The sequence below is a fragment of the Aliidiomarina maris genome (assembly GCF_003987335.1).
Lineage (GTDB): Bacteria > Pseudomonadota > Gammaproteobacteria > Enterobacterales > Alteromonadaceae > Aliidiomarina > Aliidiomarina maris.
In genome coordinates this window covers 89,132-108,845 of sequence record NZ_PIPK01000009.1, presented here as the reverse complement: position 1 = coordinate 108,845, position 19,714 = coordinate 89,132, and the positions used below count along the sequence as shown (strand labels likewise).

16 protein-coding genes are annotated in these 19,714 nt (G+C 51.3%); 3 read left to right on the top strand and 13 right to left on the bottom strand.

Annotated features, from left to right (window positions below; genetic code table 11):
* Positions 1-51 precede the first annotated feature (51 nt).
* The 9 genes from CWE07_RS10335 to glnA form a co-directional block, all read right to left on the bottom strand.
* Positions 52-951, bottom strand: coding sequence for a prenyltransferase (locus CWE07_RS10335; protein WP_111569748.1), 900 nt, complete (start codon positions 949-951; stop codon positions 52-54).
* Positions 952-1,040: 89 nt separating this feature from the next.
* Positions 1,041-2,744, bottom strand: a complete 1,704-nt coding sequence (locus CWE07_RS10330; protein WP_111569749.1) for a type 1 glutamine amidotransferase family protein — start codon at positions 2,742-2,744, stop codon at positions 1,041-1,043.
* A gap of 69 nt (positions 2,745-2,813) precedes the next feature.
* A complete protein-coding gene (locus CWE07_RS10325; protein ID WP_111569750.1) occupies positions 2,814-3,278 on the bottom strand; it encodes a tRNA (cytidine(34)-2'-O)-methyltransferase in 465 nt (154 codons plus the stop codon).
* 62 nt (positions 3,279-3,340) lie between these two features.
* A complete protein-coding gene (locus CWE07_RS10320; RefSeq protein ID WP_157983262.1) occupies positions 3,341-4,486 on the bottom strand; it encodes an alpha/beta fold hydrolase in 1,146 nt (381 codons plus the stop codon).
* Between the two features lie 93 nt (positions 4,487-4,579).
* A complete protein-coding gene (locus CWE07_RS10315) occupies positions 4,580-5,941 on the bottom strand; it encodes a sensor histidine kinase (protein WP_111569752.1) in 1,362 nt (453 codons plus the stop codon).
* Positions 5,941-6,624: a response regulator transcription factor gene (locus CWE07_RS10310; protein ID WP_111569753.1), complete on the bottom strand. Its 684-nt coding sequence runs from the start codon at positions 6,622-6,624 to the stop codon at positions 5,941-5,943. The genes CWE07_RS10315 and CWE07_RS10310 overlap by 1 nt, the downstream gene beginning before the upstream one ends.
* A 101-nt stretch (positions 6,625-6,725) precedes the next feature.
* Positions 6,726-8,126 (bottom strand): nitrogen regulation protein NR(I), encoded by a 1,401-nt coding sequence (gene ntrC / locus CWE07_RS10305; RefSeq protein WP_111569754.1) that lies wholly within the window; start codon positions 8,124-8,126, stop codon positions 6,726-6,728.
* 11 nt (positions 8,127-8,137) lie between these two features.
* Complete coding sequence (gene glnL / locus CWE07_RS10300) at positions 8,138-9,193, bottom strand: nitrogen regulation protein NR(II) (RefSeq protein WP_111569755.1); 1,056 nt, start codon at positions 9,191-9,193, stop codon at positions 8,138-8,140.
* A gap of 258 nt (positions 9,194-9,451) precedes the next feature.
* Positions 9,452-10,861: a glutamate--ammonia ligase gene (glnA, locus tag CWE07_RS10295; protein WP_111569756.1), complete on the bottom strand. Its 1,410-nt coding sequence runs from the start codon at positions 10,859-10,861 to the stop codon at positions 9,452-9,454.
* Between the two features lie 477 nt (positions 10,862-11,338).
* Between glnA and typA the strand changes: the two genes are divergently transcribed.
* From typA to CWE07_RS10280, 3 genes are all read left to right on the top strand, one after another.
* Positions 11,339-13,174, top strand: a complete 1,836-nt coding sequence (gene typA, locus CWE07_RS10290) for a translational GTPase TypA (RefSeq protein WP_111569758.1) — start codon at positions 11,339-11,341, stop codon at positions 13,172-13,174.
* A 305-nt stretch (positions 13,175-13,479) separates the two neighbouring features.
* Positions 13,480-14,085: a hypothetical protein gene (locus CWE07_RS10285; RefSeq protein ID WP_111569759.1), complete on the top strand. Its 606-nt coding sequence runs from the start codon at positions 13,480-13,482 to the stop codon at positions 14,083-14,085.
* A 13-nt stretch (positions 14,086-14,098) separates the two neighbouring features.
* A complete protein-coding gene (locus CWE07_RS10280) occupies positions 14,099-14,311 on the top strand; it encodes a helix-turn-helix domain-containing protein (RefSeq protein ID WP_111569760.1) in 213 nt (70 codons plus the stop codon).
* Positions 14,312-14,322: 11 nt separating this feature from the next.
* Here CWE07_RS10280 and trhA read toward each other — a convergent pair whose 3' ends face one another.
* From trhA to CWE07_RS10260, 4 genes are all read right to left on the bottom strand, one after another.
* Positions 14,323-14,970 (bottom strand): PAQR family membrane homeostasis protein TrhA, encoded by a 648-nt coding sequence (gene trhA, locus CWE07_RS10275; protein ID WP_111569761.1) that lies wholly within the window; start codon positions 14,968-14,970, stop codon positions 14,323-14,325.
* 66 nt (positions 14,971-15,036) lie between these two features.
* On the bottom strand, positions 15,037-15,297 hold the full coding sequence (locus CWE07_RS10270; protein WP_111569762.1) for a DUF3081 family protein: 261 nt from the start codon (positions 15,295-15,297) through the stop codon (positions 15,037-15,039).
* A gap of 123 nt (positions 15,298-15,420) precedes the next feature.
* Positions 15,421-18,549 carry an efflux RND transporter permease subunit gene (locus tag CWE07_RS10265; protein ID WP_111569763.1) on the bottom strand — a complete coding sequence of 1,043 codons (3,129 nt, stop codon included), beginning with the start codon at positions 18,547-18,549 and terminating at the stop codon, positions 15,421-15,423.
* Entirely contained in the window at positions 18,546-19,679 is a 1,134-nt protein-coding gene (locus CWE07_RS10260) for an efflux RND transporter periplasmic adaptor subunit (RefSeq protein ID WP_111569764.1), read from the bottom strand. The genes CWE07_RS10265 and CWE07_RS10260 overlap by 4 nt, the downstream gene beginning before the upstream one ends.
* Positions 19,680-19,714 lie beyond the last annotated feature (35 nt).

The following is a 19,714-nucleotide window of genomic DNA, read 5'->3' as shown; positions in this document are numbered from 1 at the left end:
CCTTGTTGTGTTTCACCAGTTTAAAGCACTGCCAAACCCATCTGACACCGACTAAGCGCCACGCCACCAACTGATCAATAGCCCAACCGCCATCAGCAATGGCAACACATGCACCAGCGCCACGTTGAGCCCCAATGTTGCCACCTGCTGAGCAACCTGCTGCGGCGCACCAAGCACCTTGCCAAGCAACGGAACGCACAAGCCTAGAGACACCAGCGCCAATAATGCCCATGGGGTTATCAGCCCGCCCCATACCGCAACTCCAATTAAGCCATAGGCGAGCCAATAAAACGCTGCGAATAACTTGGCGCAGCGCTTTTCGCCCCACACAATTGGTAGATGGCGCCGACCGACGGCACGGTCTGCCTCGATATCGGGAAATTGATTCAATAATAGTAAATTGCTCACTACCAAGGTGACCACCAACGCAGCAACCCATGCACTGGCACTAAGACCGCCGCTCAGCACCCAACTGGCGCCAAGTGTCATGCACATACCAAAGCCGACACCCGGGGCGAGTAGACACAATAAGGGCGAGCGGTTTAGATAATGGGTGTAGGTATATATGACCACCACCCCGATAACACCGAGCCATAGCAGTTGCCAGCTGTGCACCCACACCAACCAAAGCCCAGCGACTATGGTAATGACTAGAGTGACACAGGCGAGGGACAAGGCGGCGCGAGCCAGATGGGGCGATTCAACCAGCGCGCCACTGCCACCGCTAAACGGGGTGCGTTGGGTGGTCAGATCCAGCCCTGAGCGAAAGTCGTGGTATTCATTAAAAGCATTCACACTGGCATGGGCCGCCAGGGCAAGCACGCTCACCAAGAGTAAGTCCAACAGCGCGATGCTGCCAACGTGTTCGAGGGCAACCGTGGCGGCCAATGCAATGCACACCACGGTGAGGGTTAGAAAGTTGGGGCGGGTCACCCGCAGTAATTGAGTCATAGTGTAACCAGCGAACCGAAATTGGGATTCGCTAGTTACTATAAACCAAGTTTTACCCGATTGGTTTGATATAAACCATGGTTCGGGTACTAATTCCGGCCTATACCGACCACGCCATTAATCACCTGACAGCGACCACGCCGCCCTTCGGCGGTGGTGTTATCGGTACGCTGCATTAAGAATACAAAGTCGTCTTGCAGCAACTGCAGCTGTTCACGTCCTTCGCACAGGCGGGCAATGTTATCGAACACCCCGGTGTCGCCCAAGAACCTTGTGGTAATTGACTCCGGTCGGAATGCGGGTTGCTGCGCCAGGCTAATGTCGGTGACGGCGCTGCGCTGAATGCGACCCATGGCACCACGGTACAAAAAGTGGAAGCCGCCGCCGACCATATTGGCGTTACCCGTGGCTTGCTGGGCAACGAATACGGCAGCGTCGCCTAACACTTCAAACACGCCATGGCTTGGGTTCACCAGTATGGCGGTGTCACGGTCGATACCAATCGCCACTGGGGTGACTGTATCTGCAGCAAGGCGCAACATGCGCGCTTGGCGGCCACGTTCAGACAGCTCGACGTCAATCATGCCAAAACTATACAGACCTAATCCACCGAGCGGGTTATAGGTCAAGGTGTCGGGGCCTACATCGCGTGGGCAGCTGTCGTCTTGCTCGCAGCCAATGGCTGGTGCCTGACGCGCTAATGAGCCGTTGACCATCGCATCACGGCTGGTGCCGTTGGTGACCATGGTGGCTGAAGACATCGCAATTGCGGCGTTGCCCGCAGCGGCGACATTTAATTGACCTGCGTTTAGCTTATTTTGAATGCTTTGCAATAATGCGTTGGCTTGGCCGTCGCTATTGATAAAGGCGTCGCGCAATAAGCTTTGGTTGCCATCGACAAAGTATACGCCGTCGGCTTCGTTCAATGCGTCGCTCCAGCTATCACGGCTTTCGCAGAATTCGACCTGCTGGGCATGTAATTGCGGATGTACCCGGGCTCTGTCGTAAGCACCAGTGCCACGGCGACGCAGTGAATCAATGCTGTCGCAACGCCCTTCGGCGCGCATCACGGTGGCGTCGATAGGCAGCCAGCGCGGTTCTGCACCTGCGCTACGCAAGGCGGCGGCTTGGCTTAAGTAGCTGCCAAGTGGATCACGCTGCGCCGCTGTCACGATATAAATGACCGGCGTTTCCTGACCCGAAAACCTTTGGGTGTCGCTGACAAAACGCTGCAATAGTTGTGCACTGGTGTTCGGACTTTCTGACACCCGCGCCACTTCCCGTAAACCTTCGACGGTTGGCATTTCAAGGCCATCGAGCACGCGGTAATATTCGTCTTCGGTTAAACGGCTAAGTAAATCAAGGTGGGCACGCGAGCGAAAGCGGTCAATCAAACGATGTTCTGGTACCACGCCGTAGCCAAAATGGTCGGCCATCATCTCCAGTGCTTCGATAAGTTCTTCGCGAATGGCTTCACGTTCGCGTGGCCACACGGCTTGGCGCATGGCTTCACGGCGGCGCACGTCACTTAGGTTATATACCCTTGCGGTGCGCATTTCATTAGCTTGAATCCAGTCTTTGTCAGCGCAGGCGTCCTGGTTCATGCTGCTACACACCTGTGGTGCGCTGCCCATCAGCATCAGGTTCAAACGCCGTTCTGGCTGCTCGCTACTTTCAGACTGTGCCTGTGCTTGCGGCGCGAACATCACTGCACTTGCGCTGATTAAGCCAGCCATCAGCGTGGTGACTAAGCCAGCACCTGCAAACGTTGAATTCAACATATGTTTTGCCATTACTACCTCTATCTGTCTATGACACTATGACGCCGCATGTCGCCGTGAGTTCCGCGCAGCCTGTAACAGCTAACGAGCCCCAGCGAAGCCTTGCTGCCGCCAAGCTTCATAGCTAATAATGGCGACGGAATTGGACAAGTTCAAACTGCGCGAGCTGGATTGCATCGGAATGCGTATGCGCTGCTCGGGCGCGAAGCCATCACGAATGGCATCGGGTAAGCCTGCGGTTTCAGAGCCAAACAATAACACATCGTCGGCTGCGTAGCTGACTTCGGTGTAACCACGGCTACCTTTGGTGGTACATGCGAAAATGCGCTTGTCTTGCATGGCTTCAGCGAATGCCGCGTAGTTGGGGTAACGCACCAGATTGGCTAAATCATGGTAATCCAGCCCGGCGCGACGCAGCTTTTTCTCTTCAAAATCGAAGCCTAGCGGTTCAATTAAGTGCAAGGTGCAGCCGTTATTGGCGCACAAACGAATAATATTGCCGCAATTGGCGGGCATCACGGGCTCATGCAAGGCGATGTGAAACATGCTGGTTCTCTAAGTAAAACGACGTTGTACAGACTTCAAAGCGCGCAGTGTAGCACACAACCCTAGCGTTCTTTGCGTGCGCTGCGTCGACGCCGGTTTGGCACCTGAATGCTGGGGTCTAGCGGCGGGCTGTCAATATGCTGCGCCAAAAACTCATAGGCCTGTGCCATCGCGGGCCCCCGAATCGCGTCGGTTTCCATAAACACTTCATGGTAACTGCCGGGTACGCGCTGCAAACGGCTATGCGGGTGCGCTTGTAACTGCATGAACACCTGTTGTGGCTGTGGGCTGACAATCATATCTTCGCCCGCTTGCAACAGTAGCACGGGAATACGAATACGCTGCGAGGCTTCGGGTAGTTCGGCCATAGCTTGTAACGCCTGCTTCAGCCATTGCACCGTCGGCCCGCCAAGTTGAATTTCAGGGTGATGTTGATACATGGCTTTAAACCATTGGTAACGCTGCGGGCTGTGGGTCAGGTTATTATCGTCAAAGCTGACCTCTGCGTAATCACGCATACCAATGAAGTAGCGTGGTTTGTCACCAGCAAATTGCTGATTGAGCCAATGCCCGATTCGGATCAAACCACGCGCAATGGCTTCGGGCCAAGGCTTGGTTTGCACGCCCATCATCGGCGCGCTAAGCACTGCGCTTTTAAACGGGTGGGGGTAATGCGCCATATACAAGCAGCCGATAGCCGACCCCATCGAATGCGCCATTAATTGGCACGGCGCGGCACCGATATGCGGCTTTAATGCCAGCATAAAATCCGCGAAATCACGCACAAATTCATCGAAATGCGCAATATGCCCGTGTTGCGGGTGGTGACTGGTGCGCTCTGAAAACCCTTGGCCGCGATGGTCAATAGCCGCCACGCTATAACCTTGGGCGGCCAATTCGAGCATAATTTCTTGGTATTTTAAGTAGCTTTCAATCCGTCCAGGCGATAACACCACCCAGCCTTTGTCACTGGGCTGGGATTGCTTAAACAGCACATAGCGCACTTCCACATCGTCGGCAGTTTCCAGTGTGTGTTGGCTAACATGCTGCCAAAATTGGCTAAGTATGGTGGCTGACCAATGCGCCCAAGCCGGTTCAGTGTCACTTGGGCGTGCAGCCAGCCATTCTTGCAGCTGTGCCTGACTGAGGGGCTGTTCACTCGAATCTAATGAGTCGGACTTAGGGTTATGTGACTGCGCAACGGACACTGGCGCTCCTTGTACGTTTCTAATTACCGAACACATGGTTATTGAAAAGAGGCGCGCGGCACATGCACCGCACTCACGTCAGTATAGCTTAGCTTAAGATTTTAGCGGTAATGTTAAGGTGACTTCGAGACCGCCATCGGGGTGATTGCGCGCTTCCAGATGGCCGCCTAGCACGGCACTGGAACGCTGACATAAGGCTAAACCCAAGCCTACACCAGCACCGTGGTGACGCGAGGGGTCGGCACGGAAAAACGGCACAAACAGTTCTTCGACTTTGCTCTCATCGACGCCAGGTCCTTGGTCGCACACTTTAATCTTCACTTCGCGCTTGGTGACATCGGCAATGACTGTCACATGACCGTCGTCTGGCCCGTACTGGAACGCGTTGCGTACTAAGTTCTCTAAAATTAAGCGCAGCAGAATGGGGTCGGTTGCCAGCACCGGTAAATCTTCATGGGGTATTTGCAGGCGCCCGGCATACACGTCATTCTCGTACACCAGGTCGCTTTCAAGCTCTTTGAGCATTGCACTCAGTGACACGTCTTCACGCTCTAGTTTGGCAATACCGTTTTCTAAGCGTGACAGCCATAAGATACTGTCGATAATGCGGGATAAGCGCAAAATGTCCTTTTCCATCATCAGCCAATGGTTAGACTTGCGCAGCTCCTCGGACTCCAACAGATCAAGTGCAACTTGCAAGCGTGCCAGCGGCGAGCGCAGTTCGTGGGACACGTCACTTAATAAACGTCGCTGTGCATCGCGCGAGGTCGCAAGTTCAATCGCGGTGGTTTTTAAAGTACGGGCCAATTCGCCGAGTTCATCGCGGCGCGCGGGCAAGCGGGCCAGATTCGGCTCGGCGCTGCCCGCTGCGATTTCGCGTGTGGCTGTGCGCAAACGACGCAGGGGGCGCACAAACCAGATACCCAGTATCAACGCACCGATACCACTGGCCGTTACCGCCATCCACAATAAGTTAGGTAATAATTCGCGCTCGTCGCGTGCCGCCAGTTCAGCCACTTCGTCACCTGACAATGGACGACTGACAATTAAACGCGAATCACCCATAAAGAATGGCCCAGCAACAAACTGCCCACGCACAGCGATTTGCTGCGGTGCACTGTCCGAATCAATCAAACTCAATGCTGCGCGCGCGGTTTCCTGAGACAACCCTTGGGTCATATCTAAATCGCCGTCTTCACTGCTGCGCCTTGCGACCACACGATACTCGCCAACCAGTAAACGCCCTGGTTGTAGTAATGCGAAGTTTTCCGCCTGCTCAAGAATGGGGCGTAAGGTGCGTTCGAAGTCAGAACTAACGGCTTGGGGTTGGGGTGGGCGGGTTAAATAGAACACGGAGGCGAACGCAGCAAGCGTCGCCCCCAACAGTAATGCCCAAAAGAGCGCCAGTAAGCGTAAAGTTAACGACTGATACCAGCGCGTTGGTCGGTTATCCATTAACCTCTTTCTTCTACCCGATAGCCTCGGCCACGAACGGTTTGAATACGCTCAGGGCGGCTTGGCAACTTTTTACGGATATTACTAATGTGCACATCTAACGAGCGGTCAAACGGGCCTAACGCACGACCTAACGCCAAGTTGGATAAGCTTTCTTTAGTGACTAGCTGGCCATGGTGGGCAAGCAGGCAGCGTAAAATATCAAACTCGGTCGGGGTGAGCTCAAGCGGCGCTTCGTCACAGCTTACTTCTGCTGCTACGGTGTCCATCTTAAATCCTGAGAACACCAGCTTTTCGTCCGCAGGCAAGGTGTTGTTCGCCCGTGAACGGCGCAGCAATGCTTTGATGCGAGCTAACAGCTCGCGCGGATAAAATGGTTTCGCTAAATAATCGTCTGCTCCCAATTCCAAACCAACAACTCGGTCAACGTCGTCACCGCGTGCGGTTAGCATCAGTACGCTGGTTTGGATTTGGCGCTCACGCAACTTCTTCAGTAACTGCAAGCCATCAATTTTTGGCAGCATAATATCTAGCAAAATGAGGTCAAACTTACCCTCTGTTGCTATTTTCAGTCCCTGCTCTCCATCTTCAGCGGTGGTCAGCTGCATGCCATCCTTCGCCAAGAATTCGGTTAACATGGAGCCCAGGTCAACATCATCGTCAATCAACAATATGTGTGCCACAACGGTATCCTTTACAAAACCTAAGGGTGCTTTTTTCAATTTGCCACCCTATCGAATAAATCGAAATAAGGATAGAGCAAATTATCTATTTTACCGAAACTTTACGATTTGAGCTTGCGGCTCAATGTATTGCGTCCCCAGCCTAAAATTTTTGCCGCCCGCTGGCGGTGTCCACCAGTGATCTCAAGTGCTATTTTCATCGCGGTTTGGTTAAATTCGTCTTCAAACGGGCTAAACCCACTATCCGGTTCGCTTGCAAACGCTTCACGTAACGAGTCACCCAATACCTGCTGCCAAGATACCGAGCCGGTGTCTTGCCGTATTTGTCCATTGAGTGTCCCAGCCACGATATCAGTAGGTAAGTCCTGAGGGCGTATTTCCTCACCGGGTGCCATCACCATCAACCACCTGCAGGTGTTTTCCAGTTGACGCACGTTGCCAGGCCAGGGTGCACGTTCCAGTGCGTGCTGTGTATCTTTATTTAGCACTTTTACTGGAGTTTGCAACTCATTTGCGGCACGTTGTAAGAAATAATGGGCTAACGCTGGAATATCTTCTCGGCGCTCTGCAAGTGGTGGCAAGCGCAAATGAATGACATTTAAACGATGGTAAAGGTCTTCCCGAAAGCGTCCATCAGCGACAGCTTGCAATAAATTCTGGTGCGTAGCCGCGACAATACGTACATCTACTTTGACCAATTGGTGTGACCCAACGGGATAAAACTGGCCTTCGGCAAGCACACGCAACAGCCGCGTTTGCACGGACAGCGGCATATCTCCAATTTCGTCTAAAAATAGCGTGCCACCATGGGCTTGGCTAAATCGGCCAGGTCGTTTATTGGTGGCGCCAGTGAACGCACCTTTTTCATGCCCGAATAGCTCCGACTCAATTAACTCGCTGGGTATAGCGGCCATATTGAGGGCCACAAACGGCTGCTCGGCGCGGCGGCTATGTTTGTGTAACGCATGGGCGACCAGCTCTTTACCAGTGCCTGAAGGCCCGGTGATCAGCACGCTGACACTAGAGCCACTTAATTTTCCAATTGCTCGAAAAACCTCTTGCATGGCAGGGGCTTCACCGATCAAATCACTGACCTGCTCGATCGCCTTATTTGGCTTAGCAGTAGCCGCTGATTTTAGGCGCTCAGCAGCCCGTTCTGCCACCTCCAATACTTCGTTTAAATCGAAAGGTTTAGCTAAATACTCGAATGCACCGCCTTTGAATGCACTTACGGCACTGTCTAAATCGGAGTGTGCGGTCATCACTAATACCGGCAGTTGCGGCGCACGTTGCTTTAATTGTTGCAGCAGCGTCATGCCGTCCATATCCGGCATCCGGACATCGGTTAACAGCACATTTGGCCAGCTTTGGGTGCCGGCATCGAGCGCGTCTTGGGCGCGACTGAACACTTTTACCTGCCATTTTTTTTCGCTAAACGCGCGCTCCAACACCCACCGCATGGAGTCGTCGTCATCTACTATCCAAATACTTTGGCTGGACATACTAAAGCCTCCTAAATGGCACGGGTGTACGGTAGATACAAAGTGAAGTCGGTTTTACCCGGACGGCTATTCAATTCAATTTTGCCTGCGTGCTGATGCACCAACGACTGCGCTATAGATAAACCCAAGCCGCTACCGCCCTCTCGCCCACTCACCAGCGGGTAAAACAAGGTGTCACGGAGCTGTGCATCAACCCCAGGGCCGTTATCGATTAAATTAATCACCAAGCACTGGCGGTAACGGGTGCCATAAATGGTTTCCTGGTGCGCCACCCGTGTGCGCACGATCAGCTCGGGTTGCGATTGACCGACCATTGCTTCCACCGCGTTCTGCAGAATATTCAGCACGACTTGTTCGACTTGGTGTTCCACAATTTCAATGTCGGGCAGGCTCGGGTCGTAATCGCGCTCAACCGCAATGTGCTGGTTCGAATCCAACGTCACCAGCTGAATACTGCGCTCTATTAATTGATGCACGTTGACGGTGGCGCGCGTGCCTGGCTTGTTCGGCCCGAGTAAGCGGTCGACCAATGCGCGTAAGCGATCAGCTTGTTTGATGATCAACTGGGTATATTCTTCTTGCTCGGGGTTAGCAAGTTTCGCATCGAGCAACTGCGCTGCGCCGCGAATGCCCCCCAAGGGGTTCTTGATCTCATGGGCCAAACCGCGGATAAGTTGCTGTGCAGCAGCCAGCTGATGTTGCTGCGCTTGCTCTTGGTTAAGGCGTCGAATTAAGTCAACTTGGCGCAGTTCCAGTAACTGCCCGGGCTGCCCGTCCACTAAATTGCATGGCGAGACCATCAGTTCGACAGTCATTTGCTTGCCGTCGTGTAATACCCAAACGACGTCAGAGTCGGACAACGACTGTTGACTTTTAAACGCTTCATGCAGCAGTTGAAAGTCGATGCTTGAATATCGCAATAAGCTTTCTAGCGGAGCGCCCTGCAAACGTCGCGAGCTGCCGGACAACAAAGATTCAGCTGCGGCATTGGCAAACCGAATATGACCGCGCTGATCCAGCGTGATCACTGCGGTAACAAGCTGTTCAAGTAATTGTGGCTGTTGCATGCGAAGTCTCGCCGAGCTGAATTAGAATGAGTCACTATTGCACTATTTTGGTGCATGCTCCGTGTCGGTGCAATCAATATCTTGTATCGTAATGCCAGCTGTCAATTTCAGCGGTTACGTGACAAATTCTGTGCATAAAAAAACCGGCCTGTCACGGCCGGTTACCATGCTACTCAGGCGGCATTGCTGCCTGAAAGTAGCCGGCTGCCAGTCACGTCTGGGGCGTTATGGCAGCCGTCCCCTGGATGTAGTGACAGCTTATGAGCTGTAGTACATATCAAACTCAACTGGATGCGTGGTTTTGTTGAGAGTCTCAACTTCCTGACGCTTCAAGTTAATGTAGGCATCGATCATATCGTCTGAGAACACGCCGCCAGCAGTTAAGAAACCACGGTCTTTATCGAGTTCTTTCAACGCTTCTTCCAGCGAAGTAGCTACTTGTGGAATTTCAGCCGCTTCTTCAGGCGGTAAATCATACAAGTCTTTGTCCATCGCATCGCCTGGATGGATCTTGTTTTGAATACCATCAAGGCCCGCTAACATCAGCGCTGAGAACGCTAAGTAAGGGTTCGCAATTGGGTCAGGGAAACGCGCTTCGATACGGCGTCCTTTCGGGTTTGGAATCACTGGAATACGGATAGACGCTGAACGGTTACGCGCAGAGTAAGCCAGCATAACCGGTGCTTCGAAACCTGGGACCAAACGCTTGTACGAGTTAGTCGACGGGTTGGTAAATGCGTTCAGAGCTTTCGCATGCTTGATGATACCGCCAATGTAGAACAACGCAGTTTCTGACAAGCCAGCATATTTGTCGCCTGCGAACAGGTTTTTACCGTCTTTCGACAATGACATATGCACGTGCATGCCTGAACCATTGTCGCCTACCAAAGGTTTTGGCATGAAAGTCGCGGTTTTGTTGTTACGATGAGCAACGTTATGAACCACATACTTAAAGATTTGAATTTCATCGGCTTTTTTAGTCAATGTATTGAAGCGGGTAGCCACTTCATTTTGACCTGCAGTGGCCACTTCATGGTGATGCGCTTCAATGACTAAGCCCATTTTTTCCATGGTGTCACACATTTCGCCACGTAAATCGTTTGACGAATCCACTGGTGGTACTGGGAAGTAACCGCCCTTCACGCCTGGACGGTGAGCCAGGTTGCCTTCTGCGTAGTCAGAACCTGAGTTCCACTTTGCTTCTTCTGAATCGATTTTGTAAAACGAGCCGCTCATGTCGGTGTGGAAGCGCACGTCATCAAAGATGAAGAACTCTGGCTCAGGACCAAATGCAGCGCTGTCAGCCACGCCGGTAGAAATCAGATATTCTTCAGCGCGCTTAGCGATAGAGCGTGGGTCACGGTCGTAACCTTGCATGGTGTCTGGCTCAAGAATGTCACAACGGATATTCATAGTTTTGTAGCTTGAAAACGGGTCTACCACGCAGCTGTCTACGTCAGGCTTCAGCACCATGTCTGATTCGTTAATGCCCTTCCAGCCAGCAATCGATGAGCCGTCGAACATTTTGCCATCTTCAAAGAAATCTTCGTCTACCGCAGACGCAGGAATGGTCACGTGCTGCTCTTTACCCTTGGTATCGGTAAAGCGTAGGTCTACGAATTTAATATTTTGCTCTTCGATTTGCTTAAGTACGTCTTGAACGGACATGCCGATCCTCCAGATGCTTTATCATCAAAAATTTGTCTACCTTGCGCTCGCTTACACGCAGCCAAGCTATTGTTTTTTCTCGTCCTAAACCATAGCTCAAAAATGGCGATTTTGCGCAGCCCAAGGGGGTTAAAACTTGGATTCACTCAACTGAAACGTAATTAGCAAACTGCGTACCACATTTAAATTCTCAAGCATTTTCAAAAGCTTACGCGACACGCACCACGTAAGCTCAGCTTCCCCAGCACATATTTGCACCAGTTCTGCGCATATTCGCACCAAAATAGTGCATAGCGACTTGTTTAGCCTCATTTGCGAATAATTGGTGACAATCGGATGAATTTTCGTAGCAAACGCAAAATAATTTAGAGTTGTGGCGCGCTTACCTGTATAATCTGCGACCAGTTTTTCACCAGTTCGTCGATTTCCTGCGCGCGCAAACGCGCATACTTTGGCGCCCAATTTAAGAAGTGCTTTATGACCGATTTAGTAAACGGTAAAGAAATTAGTAAGTTACGTAATATTGCAATCATTGCTCACGTTGACCACGGTAAAACAACCTTGGTTGATAAACTGCTTCAGCAGTCTGGCACCTTAGAGAGTCGCGGCGAACTCGAAGAGCGCGTAATGGACTCAAACGATCTTGAAAAAGAGCGTGGCATTACCATTCTGGCGAAAAATACTGCAATTAACTGGCAGGACTACCACATCAACATTCTAGACACCCCTGGTCACGCTGACTTCGGTGGTGAGGTTGAGCGCGTTCTGTCAATGGCTGACTCGGTACTGTTGTTGGTTGACGCGGTAGACGGTCCAATGCCACAAACTCGCTTCGTAACTCAGAAGGCATTTGCCCACGGTTTGAAGCCTATCGTTGTTATCAACAAAGTTGACCGCCCAGGCTCACGCCCTGATTGGGTTGTTGACCAAGTATTCGATCTGTTTGATAACCTTGGTGCTACCGACGAGCAGTTGGACTTCCCAATTGTATACGCGTCTGCACTACAAGGCTGGGCGTCATTAGACCCAGAGCAACCAAACGAAGACATGAACACTTTGTTTGAAGCCATTGTTGAAAAAGTATCACCACCAGAAGCGAATGCTGATGGCCCATTACAGATGCAAATTTCACAGTTGGACTACTCAAGCTACTTAGGCGTTATCGGTATCGGCCGTGTTCGTCGTGGCAGCGTAAAGGTGAACCAACAAGTGACTATCGTGAGTGCCGATGGCACCACGCGTAACGGTAAAATCGGTAAAGTATTTGGTTACTTAGGTCTTGACCGTATCGAAAGCGACGGCGCAGGCGCTGGTGATATCTGTGCGATTACTGGTTTAGGCGAACTTCAGATTTCTGACACCGTATGTGCAGTAGGCGAAGCGCAAGCATTGCCACCACTGAGCGTAGACGAGCCGACCGTTACAATGACCTTCCAGGTCAACACGTCACCGTTTGCTGGTAAAGAAGGTAAATTCGTTACTTCACGTCAAATTCTTGAGCGCTTGCAACAAGAATTGAAGCACAACGTTGCTTTACGTGTAGAAGAAACAGCCAACCCAGATAAGTTTAAAGTGTCTGGCCGTGGTGAATTGCACTTAGGCGTGTTAATTGAAAACATGCGCCGCGAAGGTTTCGAGCTAGCGGTATCACGCCCTGAAGTTATCTTGAAAGAAGAAGATGGCGTGAAAATGGAGCCGATGGAAAACCTGACCATCGACATCGAAGACCAGCACCAAGGCGCGGTGATGGAAAACCTTGGTTTACGTAAAGCCGAAATGACGGATATGTCACCAGACGGTAAAGGCCGTGTGCGTATCGACTTTATCGTGCCAAGCCGTGGTTTGATTGGTTTCCAAACTGAATTTATGAGCTTAACCTCTGGTACTGGCTTAGCCTACCACTCGTTTGATCATTACGGCCCGCACAAAGGTGGCCGCATCGGTCAGCGTATGAACGGCGTATTGATTTCAAACGCTCAGGGTAAAGCATTGACCTACGCATTGTTTAACTTACAAGAGCGTGGTCGCTTGTTCGCATCGCACGGTGACGAAGTTTACGAAGGTCAGATTATCGGTATTCATAACCGTTCTAACGACTTAACGGTTAACTGTTTGAAAGGTAAGCAGCTGACCAACGTACGTGCGTCAGGTACCGACGATGCGCAGGTGTTAAGCCCACCAGTACGTATGTCATTAGAAAAAGCACTTGAGTTCATCGATGATGACGAGTTAGTAGAAATCACGCCACATTCTATCCGTGTGCGTAAGAAGCTACTGACTGAAAACGACCGTAAGCGCGCATCTCGCGGTTAATTGGTCGCAGTGAAGCTGTCTTAGTGACGCTTTAAAAAACACGCCTTCGGGCGTGTTTTTTTGTGCCTGCTTTCTTGTGCCTGCTTTCTTGTGCCTGCTTTCTTGTACCTGCTTTCTTGTACCTGAGTGTACGGTTCGATCTGTCTTAAAGATCGAATACCAATAAATAATTTACGTTTATCATAAAATATTTATTGCAAAGCATTATTCATTTGGCTATAAATACAGCATCTGAGGGGCACCTGCGCCGCTCATCATAATGCGCTGGTTGGCAAAGCTGCCCGCTAAGCGACTTAGGAGCTTATATGTTGAATCAATCCAATGCGTGGCCAGCCGCAGCAGCTGTCGTCTTAGCGGTGCTATTTCCGATTTACTGGTTATCCTTTGCCTGGAGCTTAGAAGGTTCGTTCGAGGCAATGCTGATTGCTGACGTATCCACGTTAGACGTGTGGGACCTACTCTTCGTAGTGCTCGGTGCGTTGGAGGTCGCGGTATATCTGTTCTTAGCACGAGAGTTTAAACAGCGTTTAAACGGCACCACCCCTGCCATTTTGCTGTCATTAATGGCTATGATGGTGGTTATCTTCCATGCCAGCGTGCTCGCCGACGTCGCCTATGCACTCGGTATCGTGACCTCGAGCCTAGCGACATTAGCCAGTGCTCTCGTGGTATTTAGTCTGATTATACTGTTCTTATATGCTGTGCTGGGGTCGATTCTGGCGGTCAGCTTGTTCCTGCGTTTTAGCGACCTGCCAACTACACTGAAAGTCTTCTCAATTGGGCTATTGATTGCCTGTTTACTACAAATCACCGTGATTTTCGCGCCGCTGAATGTGCTACTGTTTCCGGCACTGATGCTGGTGCTTGCACTGCATTTTATGCGCAATCCAGATCATATTGACGTTGTATAAAGAGGTGATGCAGATGGGTATTCGCATCAATTTAGATATTGAGCTAGCTAAGAACAAGATGTCGCTGAAAGAGCTGTCAGAGCGCGTGGGTGTTTCGATGACTAACTTATCGCTGCTCAAGAATGGTAAGGTGAAAGCGATTCGATTTAGCACCCTGGAGGCAGTTTGCGCAGCGCTTCACTGCCAACCAGGTGACATTCTGGTCTACGAAGCAGACCCTCAATAGACCTTTGAAGATTAGGCGTCGGCGAGGACGACGCCAAATAACACGGCGCAAAAGTGCAATGCGCTACCGGCCATCACAAACATGTGCCATATAGCGTGGTGATACAGCATTTGCTTGCGTACGTAGAATACGACCCCAAGCGAATAACTTAAACCACCCGCCAACAAGAACAATAAGCCGACGCTTGGCACTGAGTCGATCATCGGTTTAATGACGACTATCGCCATCCAGCCAAGGCCTAAGTAAAGGCTGAGTGACAGCCATTTAATGCGTTCTTTTTTGACGGTTTCTAAGATAATGCCCGCGATCGCGATGCCCCAAACAACTCCGAACAAGGTCCAGCCCCAAGGCCCACGCAGTGACACCAGGGCAAATGGCGTGTAGGTACCAGCAATCAGCACGAATATCATTGAATGGTCGAGCAGTTGAAATACGCGCTTGGCTTTAGGGTGAGGGATTGCGTGGTATAGCGTAGAAGCGCTGTATAAAAGCACCAACGAGGTGCCGTATATTGCGGTACTGACCACATGCCAGACGTCGCCATATTGCACCGATAGCCAAATTAGGAAGCCTAGCCCAACCATGCTCAGTAGCGCGCCAATGCCGTGCGACACAGAATTGGCTATCTCTTCGCCGAGTGAATATTTTGCAGAACCCATAGTTGCCTCATTAAGCCTTGCGAGTGGTCAGACAAGCTTAACAACTTTTAGCGTACACGTGTTAGCTTAATCGTACTCTTTATCGATAAATTTCAGCTTTTTCATAAATTGTTCAGCATCGCGTTGGCTGTCATAGTCAAGCCGATAGGTATTATGAAACCCAGTTTGCAGCTTGGTATTATGGCCTTCCATATACACTGTGTAGCCATCGTGATCGGTAAACGCGGTGATCCCCTCAAGCACATGGCGGCCGTCTTTCGATTCTCCATGGTCACTGATTTTTTCGAAAATATTCAGAATTTCACGAATGTTCAATTCATTTTTCATACATCACCTCATCAAAACCAGTTATACAAAAGCCAGGGCATCTTATTCCTACGCAGTTTGTTCGCGTGCAGATAAAGATGACACCTGGCTTACTTAGTTTCCAGTCGTCGTGGCAAATTATTGCTATATGTTATGCCCTTTAGTTGGCTTGCGGCCAAACTTGCGTTCAATAAACTGGTAGAACACCGGAATAAAGAATATCGAAACGAAGGTCGCGACTAACATACCGCCGACTACAGTGACGCCGACCGCGTTGCGGGCTGCAGCACCAGCACCCGAACTTATCGCCAGGGGTACTGAGCCCAAAATAAAGGCCAGCGACGTCATTAAGATTGGTCGGAAACGCTGACGGCAAGCTTCCAGCGCCGCTTCGCGCACGCTCATACCGCGCTCACGGTTCAGCACCGCGAATTCCGTGATCAAAATCGCGTTTTTCGCCGCTAGGCCGATAAGCACCAACATACCTACCTGGAAGTAGATATTGTTCTGCATACCCGCCATCCATACCGCGAGCACTGCACCGAAGGCGGCGAACGGAATCGCAGTAAGTACCACTAACGGCAACGTCCAACGTTCGTATTGCGCTGCCAATAGCAAAAATACAATCAAGATACCGAACATAAATGCCGCGCCGCCTGCACCACCGCTGGCTTGCTCTTGCTGCGAAGCGCCGGTCCAGAACAATTGATAGCCTGACTGCGGGTCAAATAAATTGTTCGCCACTTCTTCCATCGCGGCAATGGCTTGACCGGTACTGTAGCCAGGTGCCGGTTCACCAATGATACGCGCCGCTGGGCGGTTGTTGTAACGGTGTACGGTGTCTGGCCCTGTAGTGCGCTCTAAGCGCACTATACTGTTCAGCGGCACCATGTCACCGTCGTTTGAGCGCACAAAGGTGGTGGCTAAGTCTTCCGGCCCGGCACGGTAGCTTGACTCACCACTCATGTAGACCCGCCAAGCGCGCCCTAAGTAGTTAAAGTCATTCACGTAAGAGCGACCAAACACGCGGTTCATCGCGCTAAAAACGTCATTTAAGTTGACGCCCATCGACTTTGCTCGCTCGCGGTCGATGATGGTGCGATAACGTGGAACATCGGCATTCAGTGTGGTTCGCACACCTTGCAGTTCAGGGCGTAGGTTCGCCGAATTGCTTAAGCGCTCGACTTGGTTAATCAGCTCTTCGGTGTCGCCTTCCATAGTGACCACCAAATACGCCTCAATACCGCCCGTGGTAGAGATACCGGAAATCGGTGGTGGGTTGAACGCACTCACGATTGCTTGCGGGTAGTCCTCACCAATCTGGTTAATATGCTGGGCGAACTGCTGCGAGCTTTCACGGCGCAGGTTACGGTCATCCCACGACTTTAAGGTTAAGAAGCTGGCACCGACGTTCGCACGTGTATTGCCATTCACCATGTCATAGCCAATGAAGGTAAGCGCACTTTCGACAATGTCTTCATTGCGCAGTATCTCGTTCCATTCAATCGAGAACTCAGTGGTCCGCTCCAACGACGCACCTTCGGACAACTGATGCGAGACCAAAATATAACCTTGGTCTTCGTCTGGCACTAAGCCGCCGGGCAATTGTGAGAAAATCGTGTAGGCAAGTAGTGACAACACCCCAAAAATAGCAAATGCTAAGCCGCTACGCTTCAACATAAAACGCACACCGTCCGTGTATTTGCGGGTGGCATAGTCAAAAAAGCGGTTAAACTTTTGCAGCAATTTGGGCGGTGTTTCCGCTTCGTTCTTCAGAATTTGCGCACACAATGCCGGGGACAGCGTAAGGCCAACGAGCCCCGAGAGGACAACCGACACCGCAATGGTCAGCGCGAACTGCTGGTACATGACACCAGCTAAGCCACCTAAAAACGCGACCGGAATAAATACCGACACCAACACCAGCACCATGGTAATGATTGGCCCCGACACTTCGGTCATCGCCTCTTGCGCCGCTTGCTTCGCCGTCAGGCCTTTTTCACGCATCAGGCGCTCAACGTTTTCAAGCACGACAATGGCGTCATCAACCACGATACCTATCGACAATACAATCGCCAGTAAGGTCAGCAGGTTAATGCTAAAGCCAAACACAAACATGCCGGCGAATGCACCAATCAGCGCCACTGGGATGGCCATTAACGGAATCAAGGTTGCGCGCAAACGCTGTAAAAACAGATAAATAACCGCTACGACCAAAACTAATGCTTGGATAAGCGTAATCACCACCTGCTGAATCGACACCTGCACAAAGTCGGTGGTATCAAACGCTATGTTGTAACCAACCCCTGATGGGAAGTTACGACTCATACGCTCCATCACCTCATCGACCGCTTGTGATACTTCAAGGGCGTTGGCACCTGGGCGTAAGGTAATGCCGATTGGTACTACGGTTTCGCCATTTTGAATCGCATCGAAGTTGTAGTTCGAGGCGCCAAGCTCAACCCGTGCCACGTCCGACAAACGCACCACAGAGCCGTCCGCATTAGCGCGTAAAATAATGTTTTCAAATTGCTCAGGCGATGAGAAACGCCCTTCGGTTTCAATTGGAATACTCAGTTCTTGCGGGTTTTCAGGGTTTGGCGAATCACCAAAGCGACCAGCTGAGAACATCGAGTTTTGCTCGTTTATGGCTGAACTGACATCCGCTGGCACCATGCCGTAATTCGCCAGTTGGTCAGGGCGCAACCAAATGCGCATTGCATAGGTTTTGGAGCCGAAGAAAGTGGCTGAAGCCACGCCATTGATACGGCTCAATTCGTCCTGAACCGTTAGCGTTGCATAGTTATTGAGGTACAGCGAATCACGGCTACCGTCGGGTGAAGTAATCGCGACAATTTTTAAAATCGCCGCTGATTCTTTATTAATTCTCACGCCCGCGCGCTGAACTTCTTCGGGCAGGCGCGACATTGCACGTTGCACAGCTGAGTCTACATCAATAGCAGCTTGGTCGATGTCAGTGCCAACCTCAAACACTACGCGAATACTGACGGCACCACTGTCGTCCGCAGAAGAGGTCATATACAGCATGTTATCGACGCCGTTGATGTACAGCTCAAGCGGCGCTGCCACGGTGTCTGATGCGGTTTGTGCAGTGGCTCCGGAATACGTCGCGCTGGCCACAACCTGTGGCGGTACAATTTGCGGGTATTGTTGAATAGGTAAACTACGAAGGGCCAATAAGCCGGCGAGGACAATTAAAATCGAAAGCACCGACGCCGTCACTGGGCGTCGGATAAATACATGTGAAATCATTCGTTATCCATTTCTTCTGCACGCACACGAGCACCAGGGCGAAGCAAAGAAAGCCCCTCGACCACCACACGATCACCAGCTGCCAAGCCCTGCTCAATCAGCATGCGGCTGCCAACACGCACACCTAAGGTGACTTCACGTACCTGAATACTGTCATTGGCATCCACGATATACACGACTGAACGGCGGCCTGACTGCACCACTGCGCGCTGAGGCACAGCAATGGCGTTAGCCACCTCAATGCGTGGCAATTGCACACGTACAAACTGACCGGGTAACAAATCCATGTCTGGGTTTGGAATCACCGCTCGTGCTTCAATGGTACCCGTAGCACTTGAAATCACGCGGCTCACATAGTCGATAAACCCTTCCATCGGATGGGTGGTGCCGTCTTGTAGCACCAAACGAGCTGTTGGGTTGTTGTCACGGCTGCCGTCAATCGCAGTGTTTTGCAGCAAATAGCGCGCCGCGATGTCATTCTCGGCGACTGAAAAAGTGATGTACAGCGGATCAAGGCGGGTAATCGTCGCCAGAATTTCGCCTTCACTAATCAGGTTACCTACGGACACTCGCTCACGGCCTGCAACGCCATCAATCGGTGCGGCAATGTCAGTATAGTTAAAACGTAATTCAGCGTCGCGTACGGTGGCTTGCGCCGCCAACAGTTCGGCTTGAGCAAGTTCAAACGAAGACTGCGCTTGGTCACGTTCGCGACCGCTAATCGCGCCATCTGAAAATAGGTTTTCGACGCGCTGCCAGTCACGCTCGGCTGAATTAAATGTCGCTTCTGCGCTGGCTAAATCAGAACGTGCACGCTGTAATTCAACTTCATAAGGCGCCTTTTCAATGCTAAACATGGCTTGGCCTTGCTGCACATACTGGCCTTCTTCGAAGTTACGTGATTCGAGCACACCTTCCACCCGCGAGCGCACTTCAGCGACCATCGAGCCTTGGGTATTACCTGGGAAAGAACGTTCTAAACGCAAGTTTTCGCTTTCTGCAGTGACTACCAGCACACGAGGTAAATTAACACCGCCTTCTTGAGGCGCGGCATTGGTGTCGCTACATGCGTTGAGGAACAATAAAAACGGCAGCACAAGGCTGAGTTTAACTACTTGAATGGGTTGCATATTGCTTCCTTAGCAAATCTGATACTGCGACAGTT